The organism is Sulfitobacter undariae (assembly GCF_014196805.1).
Classification (GTDB): domain Bacteria; phylum Pseudomonadota; class Alphaproteobacteria; order Rhodobacterales; family Rhodobacteraceae; genus Sulfitobacter; species Sulfitobacter undariae.
This window is the reverse complement of the sequence record NZ_JACIEI010000003.1, coordinates 358,816-372,567: the sequence shown is the minus strand read 5'-3', so window position 1 is coordinate 372,567 and position 13,752 is coordinate 358,816. Positions and strand designations below refer to the sequence as shown.

13 protein-coding genes are annotated in these 13,752 nt (G+C 55.1%); 9 read left to right on the top strand and 4 right to left on the bottom strand.

The genetic code is table 11. From position 1 onward, the window contains the following. The first annotated feature begins 14 nt into the window (after positions 1–14). Genes GGR95_RS07660 through GGR95_RS07650 form a run of 3 tightly spaced genes read left to right on the top strand, consistent with a single transcriptional unit; the run spans position 15 to position 3,136 of the window. On the top strand, positions 15–1,877 hold the full coding sequence (locus tag GGR95_RS07660) for an ABC-F family ATP-binding cassette domain-containing protein (protein WP_184564446.1): 1,863 nt from the start codon (positions 15–17) through the stop codon (positions 1,875–1,877). Beyond that, a complete protein-coding gene (locus GGR95_RS07655; protein WP_184564444.1) occupies positions 1,874–2,512 on the top strand; it encodes a MarC family protein in 639 nt (212 codons plus the stop codon). The genes GGR95_RS07660 and GGR95_RS07655 overlap by 4 nt, the downstream gene beginning before the upstream one ends. A 42-nt stretch (positions 2,513–2,554) precedes the next feature. Continuing rightward, entirely contained in the window at positions 2,555–3,136 is a 582-nt protein-coding gene (locus GGR95_RS07650; RefSeq protein ID WP_184564442.1) for a retropepsin-like aspartic protease family protein, read from the top strand. A 43-nt stretch (positions 3,137–3,179) separates the two neighbouring features. Here the strand turns inward: GGR95_RS07650 and GGR95_RS07645 are convergent, their stop codons facing one another. The 4 genes from GGR95_RS07645 to GGR95_RS07630 all read right to left on the bottom strand — a co-directional run bounded on the left by GGR95_RS07645 (position 3,180) and on the right by GGR95_RS07630 (position 6,202). Beyond that, complete coding sequence (locus GGR95_RS07645) at positions 3,180–3,701, bottom strand: P-loop NTPase family protein (RefSeq protein ID WP_184564441.1); 522 nt, start codon at positions 3,699–3,701, stop codon at positions 3,180–3,182. 111 nt (positions 3,702–3,812) lie between these two features. Then, positions 3,813–4,163 (bottom strand): DUF6614 family protein, encoded by a 351-nt coding sequence (locus tag GGR95_RS07640; protein WP_184564439.1) that lies wholly within the window; start codon positions 4,161–4,163, stop codon positions 3,813–3,815. Positions 4,164–4,234: 71 nt separating this feature from the next. Beyond that, a complete protein-coding gene (locus GGR95_RS07635) occupies positions 4,235–4,693 on the bottom strand; it encodes a DNA polymerase III subunit chi (RefSeq protein WP_184564437.1) in 459 nt (152 codons plus the stop codon). Positions 4,694–4,726: 33 nt separating this feature from the next. Then, positions 4,727–6,202 (bottom strand): leucyl aminopeptidase, encoded by a 1,476-nt coding sequence (locus GGR95_RS07630; RefSeq protein WP_184564435.1) that lies wholly within the window; start codon positions 6,200–6,202, stop codon positions 4,727–4,729. 138 nt (positions 6,203–6,340) lie between these two features. Between GGR95_RS07630 and lptF the strand changes: the two genes are divergently transcribed. Genes lptF through rsmA form a run of 6 tightly spaced genes read left to right on the top strand, consistent with a single transcriptional unit; the run spans position 6,341 to position 13,707 of the window. Next, positions 6,341–7,471 (top strand): LPS export ABC transporter permease LptF, encoded by a 1,131-nt coding sequence (gene lptF, locus GGR95_RS07625; protein ID WP_184564432.1) that lies wholly within the window; start codon positions 6,341–6,343, stop codon positions 7,469–7,471. After that, positions 7,468–8,565: an LPS export ABC transporter permease LptG gene (gene lptG / locus GGR95_RS07620; protein WP_184564430.1), complete on the top strand. Its 1,098-nt coding sequence runs from the start codon at positions 7,468–7,470 to the stop codon at positions 8,563–8,565. The genes lptF and lptG overlap by 4 nt, the downstream gene beginning before the upstream one ends. Before the next feature lie 3 nt (positions 8,566–8,568). Continuing rightward, positions 8,569–10,704 (top strand): LPS-assembly protein LptD, encoded by a 2,136-nt coding sequence (locus tag GGR95_RS07615; protein WP_184564429.1) that lies wholly within the window; start codon positions 8,569–8,571, stop codon positions 10,702–10,704. Then, positions 10,692–11,909 carry a peptidylprolyl isomerase gene (locus tag GGR95_RS07610; RefSeq protein ID WP_184564427.1) on the top strand — a complete coding sequence of 406 codons (1,218 nt, stop codon included), beginning with the start codon at positions 10,692–10,694 and terminating at the stop codon, positions 11,907–11,909. The genes GGR95_RS07615 and GGR95_RS07610 overlap by 13 nt, the downstream gene beginning before the upstream one ends. Next, the gene (gene pdxA / locus GGR95_RS07605) at positions 11,906–12,868 is read left to right on the top strand and encodes a 4-hydroxythreonine-4-phosphate dehydrogenase PdxA (RefSeq protein WP_184564425.1); all 963 of its coding nucleotides are present in this window, start codon (positions 11,906–11,908) and stop codon (positions 12,866–12,868) included. Before GGR95_RS07610 ends, pdxA begins: the two co-directional genes overlap by 4 nt. Further along, the gene (gene rsmA / locus GGR95_RS07600; protein WP_184564423.1) at positions 12,865–13,707 is read left to right on the top strand and encodes a 16S rRNA (adenine(1518)-N(6)/adenine(1519)-N(6))-dimethyltransferase RsmA; all 843 of its coding nucleotides are present in this window, start codon (positions 12,865–12,867) and stop codon (positions 13,705–13,707) included. Before pdxA ends, rsmA begins: the two co-directional genes overlap by 4 nt. Positions 13,708–13,752 lie beyond the last annotated feature (45 nt).

Here is a 13,752-nt window from a genome sequence, read left to right as displayed (position 1 = left end):
GTCAAACCCCGACCATGCTACGTATATCAGAGATCAACTATTCAGTCGAAGGCCGCCCCCTCTTTGAGGAGGCCAGTGCCGTCATTCCCGAAGGTCATAAAGTAGGCGTTGTGGGCCGAAACGGGGCTGGCAAAACCACCCTCTTCCGGATCATTCGCGGCGAATTGGCGCTGGACGCAGGTGAGATATCCCTGCCCTCACGCGCAAAAATCGGCGGTGTGGCACAAGAAGTCCCTTCCTCCGAGACCTCTTTGATCGACACAGTGTTGGCCTGCGATATTGAGCGCGCCGCCCTGCTAACCGAAGCCGAGACCGCCAAAGATCCGGGCCGGATTGCAGACATCCAATCGCGCCTTGCCGATATTGATGCATGGTCCGCCGAAGGCCGCGCTGCAAGTATTCTCAAAGGTCTAGGGTTTGATGACCACGACCAACAGCAGCCCTGCTCTGCCTTTTCAGGCGGCTGGCGTATGCGCGTGGCGTTGGCGGGTATTCTATTTGCCCAGCCCGATGTGCTGCTGCTTGATGAACCGACAAACTATCTCGATCTCGAGGGCGCTTTGTGGCTGGAAAACTATCTGGCCAAATACCCGCATACCGTCATCATCATCAGCCACGACCGTGGTCTGCTGAACCGTGCTGTCGGCGGTATCCTGCACCTCGAAGACCGCAAACTGACCTATTACCAAGGTAATTACGATCAATTTGCCAAAATGCGTGCTGAAAAACGGGCGCAGCTTTCTGCTGCCGCGAAAAAACAGCAAGCCCATAAAGCGCATATGCAGGCCTTTGTGGATCGCTTTAAGGCCAAGGCATCTAAAGCGAAACAGGCACAATCGCGGATGAAAGCGATTGAAAAAATGGTGACGATCACACCACCAGAGGAAGCCGCGCGCAAGGTATTCACCTTCCCGCAGCCCGACGAATTGTCGCCGCCAATCATCAGCATTGAGGGCGGATCAACTGGGTATGATGCAGGTAACCCCGTGTTGTCGCGCCTGAACCTGCGCATTGACCAAGATGACCGCATCGCCCTGCTGGGCAAAAACGGTCAGGGTAAATCAACGCTGTCCAAGCTACTGTCCAACCGTTTGGTGCTGTTTGATGGTAAAGTGACTAATTCCAGCAAGCTGCGTATCGGCTTTTTCGCCCAGCATCAGGTGGATGAACTGGTTATTGAAGAAACGCCTTTGCAGCACATGATGACCGCCCGCCCTGGCGTGATGCAATCCAAATTGCGCGCGCAACTGGCAGGATTTGGTCTTGGGCCTGATCAGGCGGATACCGCTGTAGGTCGCTTGTCTGGTGGCCAAAAAGCACGTCTATCCCTTTTGCTGGCCACGCTGGATGCACCCCATCTGCTGATCCTCGATGAACCGACAAACCACCTTGATATCGAATCGCGTGAAGCATTGGTTGAGGCGCTGACGCGGTATTCTGGCGCGGTTATTCTGGTCAGCCACGACATGCACCTGCTGTCCATGGTTGCGGATCGCCTTTGGCTGGTCTCTGACGGCACCGTGAAACCCTATGAGGACGATCTGGAGGCTTACCGCAAAATGCTGCTGACCGTCGACAAACCTGTCAGCAAAAATGCACGCCCGAAAGTGGAAGCCCCCAAACCAAAACGCGCCAGCCGCGAAGACATTATTGCACTGCGATCCGAAGTGCGCACGTCTGAAGCGCGGGTGACCAAGATCAACGACATGCGTGATAAACTGGCCCAAAAGCTGGCTGATCCCGCGCTTTATGAAAAAGACAAAGTCGGTGAATTGGAAGTCTGGAACAAGAAATACGCAGAGGTAATGGCCGCGTTGGAGCGCGCTGAAAGCATCTGGATGGATGCTGCGTCCAAGCTGGAAAAAGCACAAGCATGATCATCGACACCGCCTACATGATCACCGCTTTTGTGACCTTGTTGGTCGTGGTTGACCCCATCGCCATCGCGCCCATTTTTCTTGCTATTACGCCGGACAGAACCTTGGTCGAGCGGGAACGCATCGCCCGTCGTGCCGTTCTGGTTGGTGGATTGATCCTTGTCGTTTTTGCGCTGGCAGGCGAATCCATTTTGGATTTCATCGGCATTTCGATGGCCGCCTTTCGTGTTGCGGGTGGCATTTTGCTGTTTCTGACGGCCCTTGATATGCTGTTTGACCGGCGTACAAAACGCCGTGAGGACACTTCAAGCGAGCCTGATCCCGCACACGAAGACCCCAGCGTCTTTCCACTTGCCATACCGCTGATTGCGGGGCCAGGCGCGATTGCCTCGGTTATTCTGCTGGTGGGCGAAAAACCCGGTGGTCAGGGGCTTATCACCGTTTTCGGGATTCTAGCCATTGTTTTGATGATGATGTACATCATGCTGCGTCTTTCCAGCAATCTCGAGCAACGTGTGGGCAAGGTTGCTATCAACGTTTTTACCCGTATTTTCGGTATGTTGCTGGCCGCCCTTTCAGTGCAATTTGTGCTCGATGGTCTGGCTGAATTCGGATTTGTGACTCCGGTTGGATAAAATCCCCCACTGCCTATATGATAGCGTAGAAAAGGAGCCGACATGAACGGAGATACAACCGCAAACCTAATCTATCTTGTGCTGCTCGGCTGCGCCGTGATGGGCTGGTTTTTTACCGCCAACCGTGAAGGCATCGGAAAAGTGCTGCAACAGGCGATGATCTGGGGCTTTATTTTCCTTGGTGTGGTCGCAGGGTATGGCCTGTGGAGCGATGTGCAGCGGCAGACCTCGGCAGACCAGATGCTACAACTGGGCAAAGGGCAAATTTCTGTGCCACGGCAATCAGATGGGCATTATTATCTGACGCTTGCGCTGAACGGCGAGAATATCCGTTTTGTTGTGGACACAGGAGCAAGCAATATGGTGCTGAGCCTTGATGACGCCCGCCGCGTAGGGATCGATCCCGATAGCCTCAATTTCCTCGGCTCAGCGAATACCGCTAACGGCACAGTACGCACGGCCCCTATCCGCCTGAATACCGTGCGCCTTGGTGACATCACAGATACGGATGTCTTTGCTTCGGTCAATGGCGGCGAAATGGATGGCTCCCTTCTGGGAATGGCATATCTTGAGAAATGGGGTCGCATCGAGATTTCCGGCGGGGAATTGCGCCTGACGCGTTGATGACAGAGCAACACACTTAAGATAGGGGAAATGGATTATCCTTTTAGTGTTTTGTACAAACCACATCATTGACAAAATTTGTGACGTGCCGTTTTGACGTCAACCTGAATTTTGGCCCCCCAAATGCGGAAAACAACTCTAGGTGCCCTTGATACGAACTACTGGTTTTACGTGACCAGTATTCTTTTGCCCAACGTTCGAGAGCTTCGCTCAAAACAATGCCACGTTGCGCCTGCTCTCTGAATAGCAGGTTTTGCTGACAGGTATCCCACGGTACATCGATCCAAACAACGCAGGATGCATGCTCTATAATCGGCGACATCAGCCAGCCGTAAACCCCTTCAATGATCCAGCGGTCCATTTGAGAGGTATCAATGATCTGCGCTATAGCCATATCAGGATTTTGTCGCTTGGTGAAATCGCCATTAACCCAATGGACGTCATCCAACCTGACAATAGGTGCCGATAAGACGCTGGCCATTTGATCAGACAACCACGACTTTCCAGAGGCTGTGTTTCCGACAATGATCACACGATCAAAATCGCCATTTTCCAAATCAGCCATGTTCGTGCATACTCACAAAGTGCATTCTTTGGCTGCCCTTAAGTCTCCAAGTTCACAATTTCATGACACACCGCGCCCACGCCAAACATTTTCATGGCATAGGCCTGCGCTTTAGATCAACGCCATTCTCTCGGCCCGTTCAGGATCAGGGAATGGGCGGTATAGAGCCACGTCCACTTCCCCCACCATTTGATGCACCGTGGTATACAAGCGTTCCACATGGGCATCGCCAGAAGCGGCAAAGCGAAACGCTTGGTCCAGTTGCGTCAGGTTTTCGACTTCGATTTCGAGCAGAAAATCACGCGCGCGCGGGGCACCGAAACCCAGTTTTTGACGACACAACCGCCAAGACAGGATAACGCCACTGGATTGCAGGTGTTTCATCCACACCTCCAGAGCGGCGGCAAACCCCAGTGCTTTCGTGTCATCGCGCAGATCAATAGAACAGTGATACAGATTCATCGCAAACCCCTGAATGCTTTGGCCCGTCCTCTTTTGCACAAGAGGTCTACCAATGCGTTAACAAGAGCGTCCTATGCCTCTGCTTTCTTCTCCCACCGCCCCGATTCCTCGGACCAGTATTGCGCGCTAACCCCTGCGGCGGTCAGGGTTTTCCACTGCCCCCGCGCATGGGCCAGTTGATCTTCGTCATATCCGTCAAACAAGATACAAACCCGCTCCATCGCGGCAGCGTCTTCGGGTGATACTTCTGCCGAATGGACCGCCATCACACATTGCGCGCCGTTGACGTTTCCCGCCTGCATCCCCAGCAACACAGGCTGGAGGGCGTCATGTGCGCCCCCCTCCAACCCATGCGGCAGAAAACTGGCTTCGGGACCATGCCAAAGCGCAGCATCCAGCGCCTCAAGGCCAGCACGGTTGGTGCCACGCACGGACACGCGCCAGCCATTGGCCAGCGATTTATCCACCAACATGCGCAGCGTATCCAGCAAAGGACGCTGTGTCAGGTGATAGAACATCACTGCGCCCATCAGTTTTCTCCGTCTTCTAGATGACCGTTAGGATCACACTGCTTCATAATTGTCTGCGATCAAACGGTTTAGCGATGCAACGCCCCAGCCTGTTGCGCCCACAGGCGCCAACGCGGTTTCGGTCTTGAGCGATGTAACCCCTGCGATATCAAGGTGAATCCAAGGGCAGTCGTCTTTTACAAAACGCTGCAAAAACTGTGCCGCCGTGATTGAGCCCGCTGCGGGGCCCCCGACGTTTTTCATATCGGCAATCCGGCTTTTGAGCAGGTCATCATAGGCTTGCGAGAGGGGCAGACGCCATGCGCCTTCGCCTTCTGCCTCGGCTGATTTCAAGAATGCATTGCAAAACGGTGTGTTGTTGGAAAAGACACCCGCATTTTCATTACCCAGACCGACAATAATCGCACCAGTCAATGTCGCCAGATCAATCATCGCGGCGGGTTTGAAGGTCTCTTGCGTATACCACATCGCATCACACAGCACCAAACGACCTTCGGCATCTGTGTTGATGTTCTCAATTGTATCGCCTTTCATAGAGGTCACAACATCACCGGGCCGCGAGGCTTTGCCAGATGGCATGTTCTCGACGATGCCGACGACGCCGACAACATTAGCTTTGGCACCGCGCAGCGCCAATGTGCGCATCACCCCCGCGACCACAGCCGAACCGCCCATGTCCATGGTCATGTTTTCCATATTCGCAGCAGGCTTGAGCGAGATACCACCGGTATCAAACACCACGCCTTTACCCACCAGCGCCAACGGCGCGGCATCCTTATCGCCCCCGTCCCAGCGCATCGTGACCACATAAGACGGGCTCTCTGACCCTTGGCCCACGGACAACAACGTCCGCATGCCCAGTTTTTCCAACGCTGCTTCGTCCAGAACTTCGACCTTGAGGCCGAGGCTTTCCATTTCTTTGAGGCGCTCGGTGTAATGGGTCGTGGTCAACACGTTGGAGGGCTCATTCACCAGATCACGGGTCATATGCGCGCCCTCGGCCACAGCCAACAGCGGTGCAACGGCTTCTTTCAGCTCATCAGGTTTGCCACACATGACCTGCACTGCACCGGTGCGGGTGCTGTCAGCGGATTTATGATTTTCAAATGCATAGTCACGCATGACAAGGCCAAACACCATCTCTTGGGCGTGGCGCAACTGTGCTGCCAAAATCAGCATGTCGGCTTTGCCGCCACGTGTTTTCGCCAAGGTCGCCCCGGCTTTGCGTGCTACTGTGCCTTTTGCGTTCCGCTCAAGACGTATGACATCCACCGCATCCGCCTTCATGCCCGCAGGATACCCGACAGTAACACTGTCCCCCTCTTTCACCTTGGCCCAGCCCTCACCCTCAACGATCCGCGCAACAGCGCCTTTAGTCAGACGGTTCACACGGCGCGCCCCTGTGTCCAATTTGCCTTCGGAATCGACGAATACAGCCACGCGACCAACATGATCCGCAACAGCATCAAGATCAGTTGTGACAAAGGAAATAGGAGTAAGTGTGCTCATGAGAGTATGCCTTTTGTTATGTATTTCCCAATACCTAACCCGCCACAGCCGCCAAGGCCAGATATCAGTTTTATGCGCCTGAAGTTTCAGTTAATGTAGCGCAAACGCCGTCAGAGCACACACACAGGAGGGAATCGGGTGGCCAAGTTCGACCGCTACATGCTGTCGCAACTGCTGGTTCTATTTGGTTTTTTCGCACTGGTATTAGTGTCGATATTCTGGATCAACCGCGCCGTTGTACTGTTTGACCGCCTCATCGGAGACGGGCAGACCGCGCTTGTGTTTCTTGAATTCACAGCTCTTGGGCTGCCAAGCCTTATTGCCACAGTGCTGCCCATCGCAACCTTTGCCTCCGCCGTTTATGTAATCAACCGCATGACGACAGACAGCGAACTAACAGCACTTCAGGCCACAGGCACAGGGCCATGGCGCCTTGCACGGCCTGTTTTGGTCTTCGGGATTTGTGTGGCGCTATTCATGGCGACGCTCAGCAACGTACTTGTGCCGTTGGCCCAATCCCAACTCAAGGAACGCGAACAAGAGATCGTCAAAAACGTGACCTCGCGGCTGCTGACCGAGGGCACATTTTTACATCCGACCAGTCAAGTGACGTTTTACACCCGCACTATCGACGCCGAGGGTGTGCTTCATGACGTCTTCGTATCCGACAGGCGAAATCCAGATCAGGGTATTATATACACGGCTTCCCAAGCCTATCTCATACGCGGCGGTGAAGGAACCACATTGATTATGGTTGACGGGTTGGCCCAACGTCTGGAACGGAATAGCCAACGCCTGACCACTGCGAAATTCGCGGATTTTTCTTTCGATATTTCAGGGTTGGTCAGTAAGAATGTCGAAGAAATCATGAACATCAGCAACACCACAACCTTTGCTCTCTTAGCCAACTGGTCTAGCAACTCCGAGCGATCAGGAAAATCTGCCGGACAAATCGCCGAAGAACTCCACTCCCGCTTTTCCCGCCCACTGTTCTGCATCGCCGCGGCGCTGATCGGGTTTGCGACCTTATTAATTGGTGGTTTTTCCCGCTTTGGCGTCTGGCGCGAGATTGGCCTCGCCTTTGGGTTGCTCATTTTCCTCGACGGGCTGCGCGGCACTTTGTCCTCGCAGGTTGATGCCAACGCACAGCTTTGGCCGCTCCTCTACCTCCCTACGGTCATCGGCCTGCTGATTGCCTCGCTGATGTTGTGGCATGCGGCCAATCCTGCATGGCTTGCACGGCTCAAACGACGTAAGGCAGCCACATGATCCTGCATTTCTACTTCGCCCGCCGTTTTTTACTCAGCTTTTTGATGATCACTGCGGTCTTGATCACGCTCATTTTGCTAACAGGTATTTTGGAGGAGAGCCGCAACAGCTTTGCCGACGTACTTAGCTTTGGTGACCTGCTCACATTGGCGCTGCTGAACACACCTCAGACGATTAACCGGATCTTGCCGCTGAATATGGTTCTGGCCACCGTGGTGCTGTTTCTCAGCATGGCACGTTCGTCGGAAATGGTGGTAACCCGCGCCGCAGGACGTCCCGCGCTCAAAACACTTGTTTCGCCTGTTGCTATGGCGTTTTTGATTGGCTTGATCATTGTGGGTGTTTTCAACCCCCTCGTTGCCGCAACCTCTAAACGCTATGAGCAACTGACCGACCAGTATCGCAACGGCAATGGCTCTGCTCTATCAATCTCGGAAGAAGGGCTGTGGCTGCGCCAAGGGGGCGATGAGGGACAGACTGTGATCCGTGCTTGGCGCTCCAATACCGACGGCTCGGTTCTCTATGACGTCACATTTATCGCCTACGCCCCCGAGGGCAATCCCATGCGCCGCATCGAAGCCCAAAGTGCCACATTGAGTGATGACGGTTGGGAACTGCATGACGCAAAATCATGGCCACTTACGGTTGGCATCAACGCGGAAGGCAATGCCGAGACCTTTGAGACGCTGATGATCCCTTCTTCGCTGACGCTGGACCGCATCCGTGACAGCTTTGGTAAAGCGGGCGCAATTTCAATTTATGAGCTCCCTGCGTTTATCCAACAGCTAGAGCAATCGGGATTTTCGCCCCGTCGTCACAAAGTCTGGATGCAAACCGAATTGGCCCGCCCGCTGTTCCTGATTGCGATGGTTCTGGTTGCGAGCGCCTTCACCATGCGGCATACCAGATCTGGGGGAACCGGCATTGCGGTGCTCTCCGCTGTATTGTTAGGATTTGGTTTGTATTTCATCCGCAGCTTTGCGCAGATTCTTGGCGAAAATGGCCAAATACCCGTGCTTCTGGCCGCATGGGCACCGCCTATTGCCGCCATTATGTTGGCCCTTGGCCTGTTACTCCACCGCGAGGATGGCTGAACCATGCGCTTTCTTGCTCTCCTCATCTTATCCTTGCTCCCCTTACGGGCTGCGGCACAGGACGCGGCGCTTCTGGTTGCGGATCAACTCTATATCACACGTGACCGTGAACTGGTTGCCTCTGGAAACGTAGAGGCATTCCAAAACGATGTCCGCCTGCGCGCAACCGCAATCCGTTATAACCAAGACACTGGTGCGCTCTCTATCGAGGGGCCGATCACCCTGACAGAAGATAATGGCACGGTTATTTTGGCAAACTCGGCCGAACTGGACGCCGATATGCGCAACGGCATCCTCAAAGGGGCGCGGCTGGTGCTAGATCAGCAGTTGCAATTGGCTGCCGTGCAGATTGACCGCGTCGATGACCGCTATAACCAGCTGTATAAAACCGCTGTAACCTCTTGCCGTGTTTGCGGTGATGGCAAGCCGCCGCTGTGGCAAATCCGTGCAAAACGGGTGATCCACGATGAGGTCGAACAGCAGCTCTACTTTGACGAGGCCCAATTCCGCATCCGTAACGTACCAGTATTTTGGCTGCCCCGTCTGCGTCTGCCTGGCCCTAAGGTAGAACGTGCGACTGGCTTCCTTACCCCTTCTATCCGCTCGACCTCTGCGCTGGGTACAGGGCTAAAGCTGCCGTACTTCATCAAGCTCAGCGACAAACGCGATCTGACGCTCACGCCATATCTGTCCAGCTCAACCACGACGTTGGAATTTAGATACCGTCAGGCATACCGCAACGGACGGGTCGAGTTTGTGGGCGCCATCACCAAAGATGATCTGCTGGCCTCGCAAACACGCGGCTATCTGTTCGGCACAGGCCTGTTTGCCCTGCCCGGCGATTTCAAACTCAATTTCGCAATCGAGACCGTCAGCGATGACGGGTATCTGGATGCTTATGGCTACTCCGACTCCGACCGCCTGAAGTCTGAACTCACTGTCAGCCGCGCGCGCCGTGACGAATACATCCGCGGTAGCTTTTACAACTTCAAATCCCTGCGAGAAGATGAAGACAACGACACCATCCCGACATTGGTGTTGGACGCCGAATATGAACGCCGCTTTTTCCCGTCAGCTTTAGGGGGTGAAATTCGCGCGACCTTGGCCGCCCATAGCCACAACCGTATTTCTGATCTGCCCTTCGACACGACGCGTGATGATGATTCAGTTGCCGATGGGCGCGATGTTACGCGTCTGAATGCCGAAGTTAACTGGCTGCGCAGTTTCGTATTAAATCAAGGTCTGCGCGTGGATACCCAATTGGGCGCCACGTTCAACGCTTTCAAAATCCTCCAAGACAATGAATATCAAACAGAGCAAGCGGAGCTAACACCCCAAGCCGCTGTCACCCTGCGCTATCCCCTCGCCAAGAAGACCGCAGCAGGCATCAGCCATGTGTTGGAACCTGTTGTCCAGTTAAGCTGGGTTGGCGGCGACCGCCTTAATGTACCCAATGAAGAAAGTCCGTTGGTTGAATTTGATACAGGCAACCTGCTCAGCTTGTCACGTTTCCCAAGCGCCGACCGCCGCGAGCGCGGTCTGACCGCCGCCGTTGGCCTAGGCTGGTCGCGGTTCAACCCCAAAGGCTGGGATGCACAACTGACCGTCGGACAAATCTTCCGCAGCGAATCCGATACTGACTTTACGACCACTTCTGGTTTAAATGGCTTGTCTTCGGATTTTCTAATCGCCGGACAACTCAGCTCGGGCAAAGGCACAATACTGACAGCGCGCACTCTATTCGAGGGTGATTTCGACATGTCCAAAATCGAGTTGCGCGGAGAATACACGTTTAAACGTGGTACCTTTGGCGGATCATATGTCTGGCTGGAAGAAGACACTGAAGAATTCCGCGACCTACCAATATCCGAGCTCAGCATTGATGCCACCTTTAAGGTTAACCCGCTCTGGACCGCCTCTGCAGATTGGCGCTATAACGTCTCAGACGACGTTTCTGCGACTGCTGGCATCGGCTTGCGCTATGAGAACGAGTGTGTGACCATAGACTTCGATGTGGAGCGCAAATTTTCACTCTCAACAAGCGTTGAGCCTTCGACCGATTTTGGATTTAACGTCGGTTTGCGGGGCTTTTCCGCTAACACCGGAACAGAAAGATACGTCCGCTCATGTTCAAAATAGCACCCACCCTCGCCGCCATTGGCCTGATCACCACCCTTGCAGGTCCTGTGACCGCGCAAAATATGTTCGCTCCTGCGGCAACTGTGAATGACACGGTTGTAACGGAGTTCGAAGTCCAACAAAGGGTTCTTTTTCTCAAAGTTCTCAACGCACGCGGTGCAACACGCAAAGCCGCGATCCAAAGCTTGGTTGACGAACGTTTGCGCGGCGAAGCCATCCGTGATGCCGGCCTGAAGCTGAGCGATGAAGGCATGAACGAAGCACTGGAAGAGTTTGCAGGCCGTGCCAACTTGTCACGCGCAGAGTTCACCTCCGCGCTGAGCCGTGCCGGTATTGCGCCTGAAACCTATCGTGACTTTGTCCTCAACGGTGTTGCATGGCGTGATCTGATCCGTGCGCGTTATGCGTCGCGGGTTAGCATCTCCGAAGCCGAGATCGACCGTGCGCTGGCCTCGCAAAACTCAGGCGCCTCGAACATCCGCGTTCTGGTCTCCGAGATCATCATTCCAGCCCCTCCTGCACAAGCTGCACGGGTATCAGCTCTGGCTGAAGAAATTGCAGAAAGCACATCTCCTGCTCAATTCTCAAGCTATGCACGCAAATATTCTGCAACGGCATCGCGTGGGGCTGGCGGCCATCTTCCGTGGCAAGACCTGTCCAATCTGCCGCCTGTTCTACAACCCCTGATCCTTGCGCTTGCGCCGGGCGAAGTCACCGCGCCTTTGAATATTCCAAACGCGGTTGCCCTGTTCCAACTGCGCGACATCAAGGAAACAGGCACACCCTCTAAAACCTACTCTGCAATTGAATACGCCGCCTATTACATGGCGGGTGGCCGGACCGAGGCAACCTTGCAGCAAGCTGCCAACCTCAAAGCCCAAGTTGACGTTTGCGATGACCTTTATGCTTTTGCCAAAGGCCAACCCGAAGGTGCGCTGGAGCGCGAAACGCGTAAACCTTCCGAATTGCCGCAGGACTTTGCGATTGAACTCAGTAAGCTGGACAGAGGCGAAGTCTCGACTGCGCTAACACGGTCAAACGGTGATGCGTTGGTGTTCCTGATGCTCTGTGGACGTACCGCAGAAAAAAATGCCGAAGTCAGCCGCGAAGACGTAGCCGGAGCCTTGCGCCAGCGCCGTCTCAGCAGCTTTGCGGATGGTCTTTTGGCTGAACTGCGCTCCGAAGCTCGTATTTCGATCAAATGAAACCTATTGTAGTGACCTGCGGCGAACCCGCAGGCATCGGACCCGAGATTGCCGCCCATGCGTGGGCGGCTCTTGCGGATAGTATCCCCATGCTCTGGTTGGGTGACCCCCGCCACTTGCCTGCAGGTGTTCCTTTTGAAGTGGTGCACTCAGCGGCGCAGGCAACACAACAGGTCAGCGCCCGTGCCCTGCCCGTCCTAGAACACCGCTTTGCCGCTACTGCCACAACAGGTATCCCAACCGCCGCGAACGCGCAGGGAGTGATTGACGTGATCGCCCGAGCGGTTGATCTGGTGCAATCGGATCAGGCCGCTGCGATTTGCACGGCCCCCATCCATAAAAAGGCGCTCAAAGACGGAGCCAATTTCGCTTATCCTGGTCATACAGAATACCTTGCTGCGCTGGCGGGTGGCTGTGATGTCGTGATGATGTTGGCATCCGAACAATTGCGCGTGGTCCCTGCGACCATCCATATCGCATTGTCCGACGTCCCAACCGCCCTCACACCCGAGGTCCTGCGCCGGACAATTGAAATTACCCATACTGGCCTGCAAAAACAGTTCGGCATCGCGCAACCGCGCATCGCCATCAGCGGGTTGAACCCCCACGCAGGCGAAGGCGGGGCGATGGGCATTGAAGAATTGTCTTGGATTGCGGGGCTGATCAGCCAGATGCAGACCGAGGGGTATGCGCTGCAAGGCCCGATGCCCGCCGATACCATGTTTCACGCCGCCGCCCGCGCCCGCTATGACGCAGCCATCGCCATGTACCACGACCAAGCCCTGATCCCGATTAAAACACTGGATTTCGACCTTGGCGTGAACGTGACGCTTGGCTTGCCCTTTATTCGCACCTCACCCGATCACGGCACCGCCTTTGATATCGCGGGCCAAGGCATCGCCAACCCCTCCAGCATGATCGAGGCCATCCGTTTGGCCCACAAGATGGCCACCAGATGAGCACAATAGACAACCTTCCCTCCTTGCGTCAGGTAATTGACGATCATGGCCTTCAAGCACGTAAATCCCTTGGCCAGAACTTTTTGCTGGACCTCAACCTGACGGCAAAAATTGCCCGCCAAGCGGGGGATTTGACACAATGTGATGTGCTGGAAATTGGCCCCGGTCCCGGTGGCTTGACACGTGGATTACTGGCCGAGGGAGCGCGCCGTGTGCTGGCAATTGAAAAAGACAGCCGCTGCATGCCTGCGCTGGCCGAAATTGCCGCCGCCTATCCAGACCGCCTTCAGGTCATCGACGGGGACGCACTAGAGGTGAACCCCCTAGCCCATCTAACCCCGCCGATCCGCGTCGCCGCCAATCTGCCCTATAACATCGGCACGGAATTGCTGGTGCGCTGGCTAACCCCGCCTGAATGGCCCCCGTTCTGGCAGAGCCTGACCCTGATGTTCCAACGTGAAGTCGCAGAACGCATTGTCGCGGCACCAGGGTCCAAGGCTTACGGGCGTCTTGCCCTGTTGGCGCAATGGCGCGCCGATGCAAAGATCGTGATCAACCTGCCACCCGAAGCCTTCAGCCCGCCGCCAAAAGTGTCCAGTGCCGTGGTCCACCTGACCGCCCTGCCCGAGCCGCGCTTTCCTGCTGATGCTGCAATCCTGTCGCGTACGGTTGCTGCCGCATTCAACCAGCGCCGCAAGATGCTGCGTGCAGCCTTGAAAGGCACGACCCCAGACATCGAGGACCGCCTGATCGCCGCAGGGCTAAAGCCAACGGACCGCGCAGAGCAAATATCACTGGAAGGATTTTGTGCGCTGGCACGTGAGATCGCTAAGTCCTGACAAAGTACCAGCTAGGTATTCACATCTAGGAGGTTCGACCAGACC

What these genes read in the sequence shown, in the direction of transcription:
- GGR95_RS07610 (WP_184564427.1), top strand. Translation starts at nt 10,692, where the DNA reads ATGTTCAAAATAGCACCCACCCTCGCCGCCATTGGCCTGATCACCACC.
- lptG (WP_184564430.1), top strand. Translation starts at nt 7,468, where the DNA reads ATGATCCTGCATTTCTACTTCGCCCGCCGTTTTTTACTCAGCTTTTTG.
- GGR95_RS07630 (WP_184564435.1), bottom strand. Translation starts at nt 6,202, where the DNA reads ATGAGCACACTTACTCCTATTTCCTTTGTCACAACTGATCTTGATGCT.
- rsmA (WP_184564423.1), top strand. Translation starts at nt 12,865, where the DNA reads ATGAGCACAATAGACAACCTTCCCTCCTTGCGTCAGGTAATTGACGAT.
- GGR95_RS07640 (WP_184564439.1), bottom strand. Translation starts at nt 4,163, where the DNA reads ATGAATCTGTATCACTGTTCTATTGATCTGCGCGATGACACGAAAGCA.
- pdxA (WP_184564425.1), top strand. Translation starts at nt 11,906, where the DNA reads ATGAAACCTATTGTAGTGACCTGCGGCGAACCCGCAGGCATCGGACCC.
- GGR95_RS07615 (WP_184564429.1), top strand. Translation starts at nt 8,569, where the DNA reads ATGCGCTTTCTTGCTCTCCTCATCTTATCCTTGCTCCCCTTACGGGCT.
- GGR95_RS07645 (WP_184564441.1), bottom strand. Translation starts at nt 3,701, where the DNA reads ATGGCTGATTTGGAAAATGGCGATTTTGATCGTGTGATCATTGTCGGA.
- GGR95_RS07655 (WP_184564444.1), top strand. Translation starts at nt 1,874, where the DNA reads ATGATCATCGACACCGCCTACATGATCACCGCTTTTGTGACCTTGTTG.
- GGR95_RS07660 (WP_184564446.1), top strand. Translation starts at nt 15, where the DNA reads ATGCTACGTATATCAGAGATCAACTATTCAGTCGAAGGCCGCCCCCTC.
- GGR95_RS07635 (WP_184564437.1), bottom strand. Translation starts at nt 4,693, where the DNA reads ATGGGCGCAGTGATGTTCTATCACCTGACACAGCGTCCTTTGCTGGAT.
- GGR95_RS07650 (WP_184564442.1), top strand. Translation starts at nt 2,555, where the DNA reads ATGAACGGAGATACAACCGCAAACCTAATCTATCTTGTGCTGCTCGGC.